Origin of the sequence: Bacillus sp. B.PNR1 (assembly GCF_030386235.1) — a bacterium.
Lineage (GTDB): Bacteria > Bacillota > Bacilli > Bacillales > Bacillaceae > Bacillus > Bacillus stercoris.
This window is the reverse complement of sequence record NZ_JANYMN010000002.1, coordinates 92,190-106,691: the sequence shown is the minus strand read 5'-3', so window position 1 is coordinate 106,691 and position 14,502 is coordinate 92,190. Positions and strand designations below refer to the sequence as shown.

The window sequence follows — 14,502 nt, the reverse complement described above, 5'->3', positions numbered from 1 at the left end:
ATGACATGAAGGGGAGGGCATTACCATGCCGTTAATCATCGTTGCACTTGGGATCTTAGCATTACTATTTTTGATTATGGGCTTAAAACTAAACACATTTATTTCCCTGCTGGTCGTATCGTTCGGCGTGGCACTGGCACTCGGGATGCCGTTCGATAAAGTTGTCAGCTCCATCGAACAAGGAATAGGGGGGACTCTTGGCCACATCGCGCTCATCTTCGGGCTCGGTGCGATGCTGGGCAAGCTGATCGCGGATTCAGGAGGCGCACAGCGCATTGCGATGACGCTCGTTAACAAATTCGGTGAAAAAAATATTCAATGGGCTGTTGTCATTGCCTCATTCATTATTGGGATTGCGTTATTTTTTGAAGTAGGACTCGTTCTATTAATTCCGATTGTCTTTGCGATTTCAAGAGAATTGAAGATTTCTATTTTATTTCTTGGAATCCCGATGGTCGCGGCACTATCCGTCACGCACGGTTTTCTGCCGCCGCACCCGGGACCAACGGCGATCGCTGGTGAGTATGGCGCAAACATTGGAGAGGTGCTGCTGTACGGCTTTATCGTTGCTGTTCCGACAGTGCTCATCGCAGGACCGTTATTTACAAAGTTCGCGAAAAAAATCGTTCCTGCATCATTTGAGAAAAACGGCAATATTGCATCACTCGGCACACAAAAAACGTTTAACCTTGAAGAAACACCCGGCTTTGGAATCAGTGTCTTTACTGCAATGCTCCCGATTATCATCATGTCGGTCGCGACCATTATCGACCTGCTTCAAGAAACAATCGGGTTTGCAGATAATGGCGTTTTAGCTTTTATCAGATTGATTGGAAACGCGTCGACTGCTATGATTATTTCGTTATTGGTTGCAGTCTATACAATGGGGATCAAACGCAACATTCCAGTCAAAACTGTGATGGACTCTTGTTCAACTGCCATTTCACAAATCGGCATGATGCTTTTAATCATCGGAGGAGGCGGCGCCTTCAAACAAGTGCTGATCAACGGCGGTGTTGGCGATTACGTAGCAGACTTATTCAAAGGAACGGCATTATCGCCAATCATTCTGGCATGGCTTATCGCAGCGATCCTGCGCATTTCTCTAGGTTCAGCCACTGTTGCCGCTCTAAGCACAACGGGTTTGGTCATACCGTTATTGGGGCATTCTGATGTTAACCTGGCATTAGTCGTGCTTGCAACAGGCGCCGGAAGTGTCATCGCTTCACACGTCAATGACGCCGGCTTCTGGATGTTCAAGGAATACTTCGGATTAAGCATGAAAGAAACATTTGCCACATGGACATTGCTGGAAACCATTATTTCCGTTGCTGGACTGGGATTCATTTTATTGTTAAGTTTAGTTGTATGAAATTAAGAAGGAGCTGTAACACATGTTGAATACGATTGGTGTCATAGGCTTAGGCGTAATGGGAAGCAACATCGCCTTAAACATGGCAAATAAAGGTGAAAACGTCGCTGTCTATAATTACACCAGAGATTTAACGGACCAGCTTGTCCAAAAGCTGGATGGACAATCTCTCAGCCCGTATTACGAGCTAGAGGACTTTGTTCAATCGTTAGAGAAACCAAGAAAAATCTTTTTGATGGTCACAGCGGGTAAACCCGTAGATTCCGTCATCCAATCATTAATGCCTTTGCTTGAAGAAGGCGACGTCATCATGGATGGAGGAAACTCCCACTATGAAGACACAGAAAGAAGATATGACGAGCTGAAGGAAAAAGGGATCGGCTACCTGGGAGTCGGCATTTCCGGCGGTGAAGTCGGCGCATTAACAGGGCCTTCCATCATGCCGGGCGGAGATCGCGACGTCTATGAGAAAGCCGCTCCTATCCTGACAAAAATCGCAGCTCAAGTCGGAAACGACCCTTGCTGTGTCTATATCGGACCAAAAGGAGCAGGGCACTTTACAAAAATGGTGCACAACGGCATTGAGTATGCCGACATGCAGCTGATTGCAGAAGCGTATACGTTTTTGAGAGAAACGCTGCGTCTGCCGCTTGATGAAATTGCATCTATTTTTGAAACATGGAATCAAGGTGAGCTGAAAAGCTATTTAATAGAGATTACAGCTGAGATTTTACGCAAAAAAGACGAAAAAACAGGGCAGCCTCTGATCGATGTCATTCTTGATAAAACCGGCCAAAAAGGAACCGGAAAATGGACGAGCATGCAGGCAATTGATAACGGCATCCCGTCCACGATCATCACAGAGTCCTTGTTCGCCCGCTACCTGTCATCCTTAAAAGAAGAACGCGTAGCGGCTCAAGATGTATTAGCAGGCCCGGAAACGGAAGAAAAACATTTTGATAAAGACACGTGGATTGAATACGTCAGACAGGCTCTTTACATGGGGAAAGTATGCGCCTACGCACAAGGCTTTGCCCAATACAAAATGTCATCTGAGCTTTACGGCTGGAACCTGCCGCTCAAAGACATCGCGTTGATTTTCCGCGGCGGCTGCATCATCCGCGCAGATTTCCTAAACGTGATCAGTGAAGCATTCAGCGAGCAGCCAAACCTGTCAAACCTGATGATTGCGCCTTATTTCTCAGATAAGCTCCAGGCTTATCAAACAGGCATGCGAAAAGTCGTTTGTGAGGGCATCAGCACCGGAAGCTCATTCCCATGCTTAACAACAGCGCTCTCTTATTACGACGGCTACCGCGCAGGGCGTTCCAATGCGAACCTCTTGCAGGCGCAGCGCGATTACTTTGGCGCTCATACGTATGAACGGACTGATATGGACGGCGTTTTCCATACAAATTGGTCTGAATAACCTGTATCAAAAACACGGTCAGTTTCAACTGAACCGTGTTTTTTTTATCTATGTTTTCTTCACAAACAACAGAAGACATAAGTTATGTTTTAAATATCATAAACAGTGATACAATAATAGCTAGAAACAATCCCCAAGACCATCATGTGACAGCAGCTTGCTGTTTTGTTCTATTCTGCTTTTGGTCTTTGTCCTTTGCTCCTTGCCTATGGTGTCATAAAATGTTCAAATGCTTACAACGTCTTGGCATTCTCATTTATAAAAGTCCCTGAAAACCTTGTCTAATTGAGAATCAGCCTCTCATCTGTTATAAAAGAAATGCCTAAATCCTACCTGTCACACCTTTAACAAGATGAAAAAAAGTAGGTTATGGCTTGACAAAAAATATATATTAATTAATAATTCATATATAATTAGAATTATTATTGAAAGCGAATATGCTTTCTAATACATTTTTAGGAGGAATATACATTATGTCTTTAATCGGTAAAGAAGTACTTCCATTCGAAGCAAAAGCATTCAAAAACGGTGAATTCATCGATGTAACAAACGAATCTTTGAAAGGCCAATGGAGCGTGTTCTGCTTCTACCCAGCAGATTTCTCTTTCGTATGCCCAACTGAGCTTGAAGATCTTCAAAACCAATACGCTGCACTTCAAGAATTAGGTGTTGAAGTATACTCTATCTCTACAGATACTCACTTCGTACACAAAGGCTGGCATGACAGCTCTGAAAAAATCGGCAAAATCACTTACGCAATGATCGGTGACCCATCTCAAACGATCTCTCGCAACTTCGATGTTCTTGACGAAGAATCTGGTCTTGCTGACCGCGGAACATTCATCATCGATCCAGATGGCGTTATCCAAACTGTAGAAATCAATGCGGGCGGTATCGGCCGTGACGCAAGCAACCTGATCAGCAAAGTAAAAGCAGCTCAATACGTTCGTCAAAACCCAGGTGAAGTTTGCCCGGCTAAATGGGAAGAAGGCGGCGAAACTCTTACACCTAGCCTTGATCTAGTAGGTAAAATCTAAGGAGTGCATTCAATTGGTACTTGATGCAAATATCAAAGCACAATTAAATCAATATATGCAGCTAATTGAGAATGACATTGTTCTCAAAGTTAGCGCAGGCGAAGATGACACTTCTAAGGACATGCTGGCTCTCGTTGATGAGCTGGCTTCCATGTCATCTAAAATTTCAGTTGAAAAAGCTGAATTAAACAGAACGCCAAGCTTCAGTGTCAATCGTGTCGGAGAAGACACTGGCGTGACTTTCGCCGGTATCCCTCTGGGCCACGAATTTACATCATTAGTGTTGGCGTTGCTCCAAGTGAGCGGCAGACCGCCTAAGGTAGACCAAAAAGTCATTGATCAGGTGAAGAAGATCAGCGGTGAATACCACTTTGAATCTTATATCAGCCTGACATGCCATAACTGTCCTGATGTTGTACAAGCTTTAAACATGATGAGCGTGCTGAACCCGAACATTACGCACACGATGATTGACGGTGCAGCATACAAAGCAGAAGTTGAAAGCAAAAACATTATGGCAGTGCCGACCGTTTACCTGAATGGCGAATCGTTCGGAAGCGGCCGTATGACGCTTGAAGAGATTCTTGCAAAAATGGGCAGCGGCGCAGATGCATCTGAGTTTGCTGACAAAGAGCCGTTTGACGTTCTTGTTGTCGGAGGCGGACCTGCTGGTGCAAGTGCAGCGATCTACACTGCACGTAAAGGCATCCGCACTGGTGTTGTCGCTGAGCGCTTCGGCGGACAGGTTCTCGACACCATGAGCATCGAAAACTTCATCAGCGTCAAAGCGACGGAAGGACCGAAGCTTGCGGCAAGCCTTGAAGAGCATGTGAAGGAATATGATATTGATGTCATGAACCTTCAGCGTGCGAAACGCCTTGAGAAGAAAGATCTGTTCGAACTTGAACTCGAAAACGGCGCTGTCCTGAAAAGTAAAACAGTGATCCTTTCAACAGGTGCACGCTGGCGCAATGTCAACGTACCAGGTGAACAAGAGTTCAAAAACAAAGGTGTCGCATACTGCCCGCACTGTGATGGGCCATTGTTTGAAGGCAAAGACGTTGCGGTAATCGGCGGCGGAAACTCTGGTATTGAAGCAGCGATTGACCTTGCAGGTATTGTCAATCACGTTACTGTGCTAGAGTTCGCACCGGAACTGAAAGCAGACGAAGTCCTGCAAAAACGTCTCTACAGCCTGCCTAACGTTACTGTCGTGAAAAATGCACAAACAAAAGAAATCACAGGCGATCAGAGTGTTAACGGCATCACATACGTAGACCGCGAAACAGGCGAAGAAAAACACGTTGAACTTCAAGGTGTATTCGTCCAAATCGGTCTCGTGCCAAACACAGAATGGTTAGAAGGAACGGTTGAACGCAACCGCCTGGGCGAAATCATTGTCGACAAACACGGCGCAACAAGCGTACCAGGCTTATTTGCTGCCGGCGACTGCACAGACAGTGCGTACAATCAGATTATTATTTCTATGGGTTCAGGTGCAACTGCCGCCCTCGGCGCGTTTGATTACCTAATCCGTAACTAATAAGAAAAATCCGCTAAATTGCCAGATTGGCAGGATAGCGGATTTTTCTTATTCTATAGTTCCTCACCATTCGTTTGAATGACGTTTTTGTACCACTCAAGAATCTTTTTTATATCGCTTCATCTCGCCTGTTGTGTAGAAGACGATATCAATAATGCCCAAGGCGTATAGCCCAATTTTTGAATGTAAAGAGCTTAGCCTTTTAGACACCCGCCCCACCCTAATATATTAGAATTTCAAACGTGATTTTACTTATAATAATTATAATTATTAAATGTTGCGATCATATCTTCTTGTGTTCCTTTGTTTCCGCGGTTCGTATTAAAGTATAACGTGCCATCATCAAAATCAACAGATTCTATCTCGAAAAGTGTATAGGCACTGCTGGTAATCCGAAAAGATAAGTTGTTACGGGTGAACAATTCTTTCGAAAAGTCAGCTGTTGGAGTTGCCTTTTGTTCTTTAATTAAACCATTTATATCCAAAGGATAAGTTAGTATAATGCTAACATTAGAGGCATTTCCATTTGCATCTGGTTTTGAAAGCGGCACATATAAGGTTCCTTGATAGAAGGAAATCCCTTGCTGGATGTATTTAGAAACATCTTCTATCTTATTATTAACTATAGCTTTCGTATAATTGAGTTTAAAAGTAGCCTCATAATCAAATCGTCCAGTTTTATCATTAAACGTACCAACAAAAAATCTTTTTCCTGATCTAACGATAAATTTATCTGCTCCTACTGAGTATGTAATTCCACTTATAGATAAATTAGAACCCTTATAATTCAGAACATAAGTTTTAGCAACTTTGTATGTTTTCTTTGTTGTATCTACACTGAGTTTTATTATTTTATTGATATATTTAGTTCCATCTGACATTGGAGCAACATAAATGCTTACATTTTTATCACCTGCAGATGCTTTTACAGCTAAATCATTAGCGTGACCTAAATCATAATTAGTACTATTTGTGTCTGAATTTTTAAGTAGTGTAACAGTTCTATTACTCGATGTACTGCTCATTTTAATAGAGAATAATTGAGTTTTTTGAGTTGCACTGTTTAGTTTTGCTGCATAAATAGCATTATTGTTGCGATCCACACACATTCCCTGCATCGCAGTAAAATACCCTGATTTTGATAAAGGTGTATAAGTTGTATACGTGTTAAAGTAACCGGATTGAGCGTATACAGTTGTTGCAGCCAAACTGCTTATAGCTAAGACAACCGCCGTTATTAGGACTCTTGGTTTTCTAAACATCCATACTATCCTCCTATATTTTATTTCCAAATTATATATTGAAGAGATTTTATCGTCAACGTATTACCCATTTATGCAAATTCGATTTTTTCACCTTATAAACTAAGAAATTATTTGTTTAACCCTTAAATATTGAAAACAAAAAGACCTACCAACGTCTAAGATTTTTAGATGAAAAATGAATATTTTGGTGATTCAATGTAATGAAATTCAGTAATTTATATATAAGGGTTTAACAGGCAAAATATCTCTGTTAGTATGGCAACCAAAGGAGAAGGATAATGAAGCTAACCACAGTAAAATTGGCGGTCTTGGTATTCCTAGTAGGTGCCTTATCCCTCCCGGTTTTACCTATAGCAGCGAATGCTACAGAATCCCAAGCTACATACAATATTGAAAACCTCAATGATAGTGAGCTGAAGATGACGTTCGATCATGCAGATGTTCAGCTTGCTGATGGAAATGCAATATTAAAAGATCATGTAACAGGCGAAGAACAAGTTCTCCCTAAAAGCTCAACTGACAAAAATGGTGATCCTGTTACACTTCAATACGAAAAAATTGATCATGGCGTTTTGATCAAAGTTGTAAACCAAGACTCTAGACAAACTAGCGGTACAATCAGCACTCAATCCGTTGGAAAATGTATTCTAGGTACTGGCGGCGGTGCGATAACAGGTGGAGGTACACTAGGTCTTGCAGGAGCTGCCGTAGGAACAGTCACAATCCCCGGTATTGGAACTGTAGGGGCTGGCGCTGTTGGTGCGATTACCGGCGCGGTTGGCGGTGCGATGACAGGGGCTGCTGCATCTTGCTTCTAATATAGAACTCTTCTTTCATTAACTATGGAAGGTGGTCGGCATGTACAAAATCATCATTCCTGCAATACTAGCCATCTTTGCGCTCTGGATACTCTTACAGATTTCCCTGGAGATGAGCATCGTTAAGAATCCAATGAACTACTTTATCGTATTCATTGTCTTTTTCCTCTTTATAAAGATGTTGAAAGAAAAACAACAATAGTTTGCTTTGAACAGGAAACCAGATTTGACATCTGGTTTTTTTGTGTTTCACTTTATCCACTCGTTTCAATTGTCTCTAAAAGCAGTTATGCGGTACTATCATATAAAGGTCCAATAATGAAAACCAATGTCATACTTTTAAATTCACCTTATCATGCACATGATCATATATAGGGGTTTATTCTAAAAAGGGGATGGACGATTTTGGAAAGCAAGTACCTAGATCTACTCGCGCAAAAATACGATTGTGAAGAAAAAGTCGTAACAGAAATCATTAATTTGAAAGCGATATTGAACCTGCCAAAAGGCACTGAGCATTTTGTCAGTGATTTGCACGGGGAGTATCAGGCATTCCAGCACGTGCTGCGCAATGGTTCAGGACGAGTCAAAGAGAAGATACGCGACATCTTCAGCGGTGTCATTTACGATAGAGAAATCGATGAATTAGCGGCATTGGTCTATTATCCGGAAGACAAACTGAAGTTAATCAAACACGACTTTGATGCGAAAGCGGCATTAAACGAGTGGTATAAAGAAACGATTAATCGAATGATTAAGCTCGTTTCATATTGCTCCTCCAAGTATACCCGCTCCAAATTGCGCAAAGCACTGCCTGCCCAATTTGCTTATATTACGGAGGAACTGCTATACAAAACAGAACAAGCTGGCAACAAGGAGCAATATTACTCCGAAATCATTGAGCAGATCATTGAGCTTGGCCAAGCCGATAAGCTGATCACCGGCCTTGCTTACAGCGTTCAGCGGCTGGTGGTCGACCATCTGCATGTTGTCGGCGATATTTACGACCGCGGACCGCAGCCGGATAGGATTATGGAAGAACTGATCAACTATCATTCTGTCGATATTCAGTGGGGAAATCACGATGTCCTTTGGATCGGCGCCTATGCCGGTTCCAAAGTGTGCCTGGCTAATATTATCCGCATCTGTGCTCGCTACGACAACCTGGATATTATTGAAGATGTGTACGGCATCAACCTGAGACCGCTGCTGAACCTGGCCGAAAAATATTATGATGATAACCCAGCGTTCCGGCCAAAAGCAGACGACAACAGGCCAGAGGATGAGATTAAGCAAATCACAAAAATCCATCAAGCGATTGCGATGATCCAATTCAAGCTTGAGAGCCCGATTATCAAGAGACGGCCAAACTTTAATATGGAAGAGCGGCTGTTATTAGAGAAAATAGATTACGACAAAAACGAAATCACGCTAAACGGAAAAACATATCAACTGGAAAACACCTGCTTTGCGACAATTAATCCGGAACAGCCAGACCAGCTATTAGAAGAAGAAGCAGAAGTCATAGACAAGCTGCTATTCTCTGTCCAGCATTCCGAAAAGCTTGGCCGCCATATGAATTTTATGATGAAAAAAGGCAGCCTATATTTAAAATATAACGGCAACCTGTTAATTCACGGCTGTATTCCTGTCGATGAAAACGGCAATATGGAAACGATGATGATTGAGGATAAACCGTATGCGGGCCGTGAGCTGCTCGATGTATTTGAACGATTCTTAAGGGAAGCGTTTGCCCACCCGGAAGAAACCGATGACCTGGCGACTGATATGGCCTGGTATTTATGGACAGGCGAGTATTCCTCCCTCTTCGGAAAACGCGCCATGACAACATTTGAGCGGTATTTCATTAAAGAGAAGGAAACGCATAAAGAGAAGAAAAACCCGTATTACTATTTACGTGAGGACGAAGCAACCTGCCGAAACATCCTGGCAGAATTCGGCCTCAATCCAGATCATGGCCATATCATCAACGGCCATACACCTGTAAAAGAAATCGAAGGAGAAGACCCAATCAAAGCAAACGGAAAAATGATCGTCATCGACGGCGGCTTCTCCAAAGCCTACCAATCCACAACAGGCATCGCCGGCTACACGCTGCTATACAACTCCTACGGCATGCAGCTCGTCGCCCATAAACACTTCAACTCCAAGGCAGAAGTCCTAAGCACCGGAACCGACGTCTTAACGGTGAAACGATTAGTGGACAAAGAGCTTGAGCGGAAGAAAGTGAAGGAAACGAATGTGGGTGAGGAATTGTTGCAGGAAGTTGCGATTTTGGAGAGTTTGCGGGAGTATCGGTATATGAAGTGAGGGATGTCGGGTTCAGAGGTGATTTTCGGGGCTTTTTTTTCGATCTCTCATTTAGCACAGAAAATTGCTAACATGTCTGGTTTTTATTAATAAAATTATGATTGAGCAAACATAAGGCGTTCAAGAATGGTTTAATAAAATTGAATTTCATTTACAGAAGTCAACATATCCAAGAACTTTTATTTATAAACAGCTATATCATGAAACTGGACTGGTGGTTGTTCACAGCTATTACCCGTTCCGGATAATAAAATACCACCTTAATAATAACTTTTTTTCACGTTACGGTTAGGTGAAAACCGGTGAAAAACTTACGAATTCTTAAACCAACACTTATCCAACTGATCCTGATGTAAAGTTATTGGAATGATTGTCGCATTGTAAGGTTCTAATCTGTTCATTTCTTCTATTAAGATTTGCTGCAAAAGTATCTGCTTGCATAGCTAACTCCTTTAATATACCAAGGAAGTAAGATTCATATTATAACTTGTTTAATTTTTCTAAAAAATGGTGTATAATTCTATAAGCGTGTGGCTAGATTTTTTCGCTTGTGTTTCGCAAGTGTTGACAAAAATGGAGGGGACATTCGCTTCTCCGAATCTCATTCTTAACATGATGGTATATTTGCCGATGTTTACAATTTTCACCGCCTAATGAGTAGCCACACGTTTATTTATGAGGGAGTTTATATGATGGAATTTAATGATATAAAAACACGAAATGGCCTTGCAGATTTTCTGAAAATTCCCAGAAAACAACTTAGTTACTTATTGTATTTTAAAGATGTTAATAATTTATATACTTCGTTTGAAATACGTAAGAAAAATGGGGGCAGTCGTAAAATTAAGGCTCCAATAGAAGAACTTAAAGACATTCAAAAAAACTTGCAGAAGCTTTGTATAAGCATAAAAAAGAGAAGCGGGGGAAAAAAAATAATATCTCTCATGCATTTGAAAAAGACAAGAGTATTATAACAAACGCAAAAATTCATCGTAATAAAAGGTTAGTTTTGAATATTGATTTAGAAAACTACTTTGAGAGTTTTCATTTTGGCCGTGTCAGAGGTTTTTTTGCTAAGAATAATGATTTCTTACTACCTATTGAAGTAGCCACAGTTATAGCACAAATATCATGTTATGAAGGAAAATTACCTCAAGGATCTCCAAGTTCTCCAATCATCTCAAACTTAATTAGTAAAATACTCGACCATAAAATAATGAAAATTGCAAAAAAATATAAGTTGGATTATACACGTTATGCAGATGACTTAACATTTTCGACCAATGATAAAAAATTTTTAGATCTACAATCGGAATTCTATGAAGAAATATCTAAAGAAATAAAACGGGCTGGATTTAAAATAAATGAAAAAAAGAAAAGGTTGCAATTTAGGGATTCAAGACAGGTGGTTACTGGACTTGTTGTTAATAAGAAAATAAACGTAAATAGAGTTTATTACAAAGAGACTAGGGCAATGGCTCATCAACTCTATAAATATGGAAAGTTCGAGATTAATGGTAAACCCGCTACCCTTAATCAATTAGAAGGAAGATTTACCTTTATAAATCAACTCATTTGGTATAATAACAAAATAGATGGAGAATATTCCAATTTTAATTATTTGCACTCCAGAGAACTTCAATATCAAAAGTTCCTATTTTATAAATACTTTTTTGCGCATCCCAAGCCACTAATTGTGACGGAAGGTAAAACGGATATTGCATATTTAAAATCAGCTTTAAAAAGTCTCTATAAAGAATATCCAAATTTGATTACTAAAAAAGACGATGGAACATTTGAGTTTAAAGTTTCTTTTCTAAATAAAACAAAGAGATTAAAATACTTTTTGGGAATTAACCAGGATGGGGGCAGTGCACTAAATAATATATATAATTACTTTGATTCAAAGAAACCCGCCCCTAATTATCTGAGTTACTTTAAACAGATAAGTAATAATTCACCAATAAATCCCATAATATTAATGTTCGATAATGAGATTGAGAGTGGAAAGAATAAACCTATAGGTAAATTTCTAAAACATGTAGGTCTCGATGATGGAAAAAAGGTGATTTTAGAGGATAAATACATGGTCAACCTTATTGACAACCTATTCCTTTTAACTGTACCTTTAATAGATGGGAAGGCTGAATGTGATATAGAAGACTTATTTAAAGACGACGCCCTATTGCATAAAATTGATGGAAGAGAATTTATTAAAAAGGATAAGTATGATGTCTCGAAATACTATGGCAAAGAAATTTTCTCAAGGTATATTTCGGATAACTATTCCAATATTAACTTTAAAAATTTTAAATCTGTTTTAAATAACATAAGCGATATTATAGACATATACACGCATCGGCTTTTAGATACAGAACATGATACTGAAGGAAAAAAAATAGACGAGAGTAATGCGAACAAAGTGCCTTTAAGCATCATATAAATGAGCTTTACTTATCTTACGAGCATTTTTTTGTCCCTAATAGGGCAGAGATCATTATCCACTTAAACAATAGGATGCTTTGTTTAAGTAGACGTAAATTTTTTATAGCATGTTTTGATATAATTTCAAAACATGCTTTTATTATTGGAAACAATCTCAAAAAGATTGTGTTTCAGATGCAAAATATCACCCATTAGACCCTAATATAGGCATAAAAGTAGAATTGATATTAAGGGATATTTGGAATTAACATACTTCCTAAGCTTACTTAAGTCTAGAGTGTACTCAAAACTTACATTATCGATAAATTTCAGGAAATGAGTGACTGATTTGGGACATCACATGAAAATACTAAGTGTTAATAGTAACTTGCAACCCGACTATAACTTGCATGCCATTAGAAACCTATCTAAAGTCAATATCTTTGTAGGATCTAATAATTCTGGTAAAAGTAGATTCCTTAGAGGGATATTTGCAACCGATAAAAGTTTTTCTTTTATGCCTCCAGAAGAAATAGTAGACGTTGAGGAATATTACAATATACTAAGAGAATTCATGGATGAAATAATTAGCTCTATAACAATAGAAAATTATCTTGTGGGCATCGGTGAACTTGTTGTAAGCCAATTAATTAATGAGATAAATGATTTAGAAAATATTCCAATGTTAAAGGAAGATGAGGATTTATTTAAGCAATTTCATAGACTAGTTGATGAAATAAGTAAACTGAATAGTTCATCACCTCTCACTTTAACAAGAAACATTGCAGGATCAACAAATAATACAAAAAATCAAATAATAACTAACTTAAAAGCATTGATAAGTGATTATCAATCAAAAATTTATGAAGTGACCCCTTCTGGTAGAACAAGTTATAAAATTAATTTTAAACGTGTTTATATACCGACTTTACGCGGCCTTAGAGGATATGTGGATACAATCGATACTGGGAAAGATGTTTATAAAGAAAGAACGAAAAATGATTACTTTAAAGAAGCACCTGAACCATTAGAAATACATACTGGACTTAATCTCTATGATGAAATAACAGATATGTTATTAGGAAGTGTTCAACAAAGGCACAATATGATGAAATTTCAAGAATTCCTGTCGGAAAGCTTCTTTAACGGACAGCCAGTCACAATTACACCCGTTAGACATTCAGATGTAATAAAAGTGAAAATAGGAACAGAAACGGAAAAAAACATATTTGAATTAGGGGATGGCATTCAATCATTAATCATCCTAACATTCCCGATATTTAAGTTTTTAGGAGAAAACTTGCTATTATTTATAGAGGAACCTGAGTTGTATTTACATCCAGGTATGCAAAGAAAGTTTATTGAGATTATAATGGGTGAGAAATTTGCTCATCACCAATTTTTCTTCACAACCCATTCAAATCATTTTTTGGATATGACACTGGATATGGGCAGGATTTCCGTATATAAATTCAAAAAAGAATTAGCAGAACACTCTGGAGACATTATTGAAGAGCTAGATCCAAATTTCTCTATAGAAAATGTAAGTAATGAGAACAGGAGCGTTTTACAAGAACTTGGAGTTAGAAATTCCGCTGTTCTTCTATCTAACTGTACCATATGGGTTGAAGGTATTACAGACAGGTTGTATATAAGACGTTTTCTTAAAGTATTTCTAGAATCTGACTCTAATTTAAAACAGTTTAAAGAAGATATACACTATTCATTCATTGAATATAGCGGTGGCAATATAACTCATTGGTCATTCCTTGATGATGATCAAACAGAGGCTGATGAAGGTCATGCTTCTATAAATGCTGAAAAAATCTGCAGCACACTTTTTCTGATTTCAGACAAAGACGGTGACGATAAGCGTCCTCGGCAAGAAAGGTTAAAAGAAGTTCTAAGAGAAAGGTATTATTGTTTGGAATGTAAAGAAATAGAGAATATACTCTCAGCAGATACAATTAGAAAAGTTATTGCTGAATATGAAAAGAGTAAACTAGAACACCTAACCATCAAAGACTTTACTCAAGAAGAATACAAAAACGAGCATTTAGGTAACTTTATAAATTCTCTTTTTCCAGAAGGAACTAGGAAAAGAAAAGGTAGTTATGGTGCAGATTCAGGAACAATAACAAATAAATTGGATTTCTGCAAAAAAGCTATTGACCATATAACTACGTATGATCAATTAAGTGAAGAAGCACAGAAATTAAGTCAAGTCCTTTATGACTTTATAAAAGCACACAATGAATAACATATTTATGTAAAAAAGCCCTC

The 14,502-nt window shown here is 39.1% G+C and carries 11 protein-coding genes and 1 pseudogene; 10 read left to right on the top strand and 2 right to left on the bottom strand.

Annotated features, from left to right (window positions below):
- The first annotated feature begins 25 nt into the window (after positions 1-25).
- The 4 genes from gntP to ahpF all read left to right on the top strand — a co-directional run bounded on the left by gntP (position 26) and on the right by ahpF (position 5,381).
- The gene (gene gntP, locus NZD81_RS11885) at positions 26-1,372 is read left to right on the top strand and encodes a gluconate permease GntP (RefSeq protein ID WP_014666059.1); all 1,347 of its coding nucleotides are present in this window, start codon (positions 26-28) and stop codon (positions 1,370-1,372) included.
- A gap of 22 nt (positions 1,373-1,394) precedes the next feature.
- Complete coding sequence (gnd, locus tag NZD81_RS11880; RefSeq protein ID WP_040081209.1) at positions 1,395-2,801, top strand: decarboxylating NADP(+)-dependent phosphogluconate dehydrogenase; 1,407 nt, start codon at positions 1,395-1,397, stop codon at positions 2,799-2,801.
- Between the two features lie 473 nt (positions 2,802-3,274).
- Positions 3,275-3,838 carry an alkyl hydroperoxide reductase subunit C gene (gene ahpC, locus NZD81_RS11875; protein WP_014666061.1) on the top strand — a complete coding sequence of 188 codons (564 nt, stop codon included), beginning with the start codon at positions 3,275-3,277 and terminating at the stop codon, positions 3,836-3,838.
- Positions 3,839-3,851: 13 nt separating this feature from the next.
- Positions 3,852-5,381, top strand: a complete 1,530-nt coding sequence (ahpF, locus tag NZD81_RS11870; RefSeq protein ID WP_134976182.1) for an alkyl hydroperoxide reductase subunit F — start codon at positions 3,852-3,854, stop codon at positions 5,379-5,381.
- A gap of 53 nt (positions 5,382-5,434) precedes the next feature.
- Here the strand turns inward: ahpF and NZD81_RS11865 are convergent.
- Both NZD81_RS11865 and NZD81_RS11860 read right to left on the bottom strand, forming a co-directional pair.
- Positions 5,435-5,566, bottom strand: a pseudogene (locus NZD81_RS11865) (hypothetical protein); the annotation flags it as partial.
- Positions 5,567-5,629: 63 nt separating this feature from the next.
- Positions 5,630-6,643 (bottom strand): hypothetical protein, encoded by a 1,014-nt coding sequence (locus NZD81_RS11860; protein WP_286314310.1) that lies wholly within the window; start codon positions 6,641-6,643, stop codon positions 5,630-5,632.
- A 281-nt stretch (positions 6,644-6,924) separates the two neighbouring features.
- Between NZD81_RS11860 and NZD81_RS11855 the strand changes: the two genes are divergently transcribed.
- From NZD81_RS11855 to NZD81_RS11830, 6 genes are all read left to right on the top strand, one after another.
- Positions 6,925-7,464: a Pathogenicity island protein gene (locus tag NZD81_RS11855; protein ID WP_350249255.1), complete on the top strand. Its 540-nt coding sequence runs from the start codon at positions 6,925-6,927 to the stop codon at positions 7,462-7,464.
- 40 nt (positions 7,465-7,504) lie between these two features.
- Entirely contained in the window at positions 7,505-7,666 is a 162-nt protein-coding gene (locus NZD81_RS11850; RefSeq protein WP_014666065.1) for a hypothetical protein, read from the top strand.
- A 203-nt stretch (positions 7,667-7,869) separates the two neighbouring features.
- On the top strand, positions 7,870-9,795 hold the full coding sequence (gene fbp, locus NZD81_RS11845; RefSeq protein ID WP_289860575.1) for a fructose-1,6-bisphosphatase: 1,926 nt from the start codon (positions 7,870-7,872) through the stop codon (positions 9,793-9,795).
- Between the two features lie 692 nt (positions 9,796-10,487).
- Entirely contained in the window at positions 10,488-10,769 is a 282-nt protein-coding gene (locus NZD81_RS11840; protein ID WP_289860573.1) for an RNA-dependent RNA polymerase family protein, read from the top strand.
- The gene (locus tag NZD81_RS11835; RefSeq protein WP_289860571.1) at positions 10,691-12,238 is read left to right on the top strand and encodes a retron Ec67 family RNA-directed DNA polymerase/endonuclease; all 1,548 of its coding nucleotides are present in this window, start codon (positions 10,691-10,693) and stop codon (positions 12,236-12,238) included. Before NZD81_RS11840 ends, NZD81_RS11835 begins: the two co-directional genes overlap by 79 nt.
- Positions 12,239-12,568: 330 nt before the next feature.
- On the top strand, positions 12,569-14,479 hold the full coding sequence (locus NZD81_RS11830; protein WP_100506029.1) for an AAA family ATPase: 1,911 nt from the start codon (positions 12,569-12,571) through the stop codon (positions 14,477-14,479).
- Positions 14,480-14,502 lie beyond the last annotated feature (23 nt).

What these genes read in the sequence shown, in the direction of transcription:
- NZD81_RS11860 (WP_286314310.1), bottom strand. Translation starts at nt 6,643, where the DNA reads ATGTTTAGAAAACCAAGAGTCCTAATAACGGCGGTTGTCTTAGCTATA.
- NZD81_RS11850 (WP_014666065.1), top strand. Translation starts at nt 7,505, where the DNA reads ATGTACAAAATCATCATTCCTGCAATACTAGCCATCTTTGCGCTCTGG.
- NZD81_RS11840 (WP_289860573.1), top strand. Translation starts at nt 10,488, where the DNA reads ATGGAATTTAATGATATAAAAACACGAAATGGCCTTGCAGATTTTCTG.
- ahpC (WP_014666061.1), top strand. Translation starts at nt 3,275, where the DNA reads ATGTCTTTAATCGGTAAAGAAGTACTTCCATTCGAAGCAAAAGCATTC.
- gnd (WP_040081209.1), top strand. Translation starts at nt 1,395, where the DNA reads ATGTTGAATACGATTGGTGTCATAGGCTTAGGCGTAATGGGAAGCAAC.
- gntP (WP_014666059.1), top strand. Translation starts at nt 26, where the DNA reads ATGCCGTTAATCATCGTTGCACTTGGGATCTTAGCATTACTATTTTTG.
- NZD81_RS11855 (WP_350249255.1), top strand. Translation starts at nt 6,925, where the DNA reads ATGAAGCTAACCACAGTAAAATTGGCGGTCTTGGTATTCCTAGTAGGT.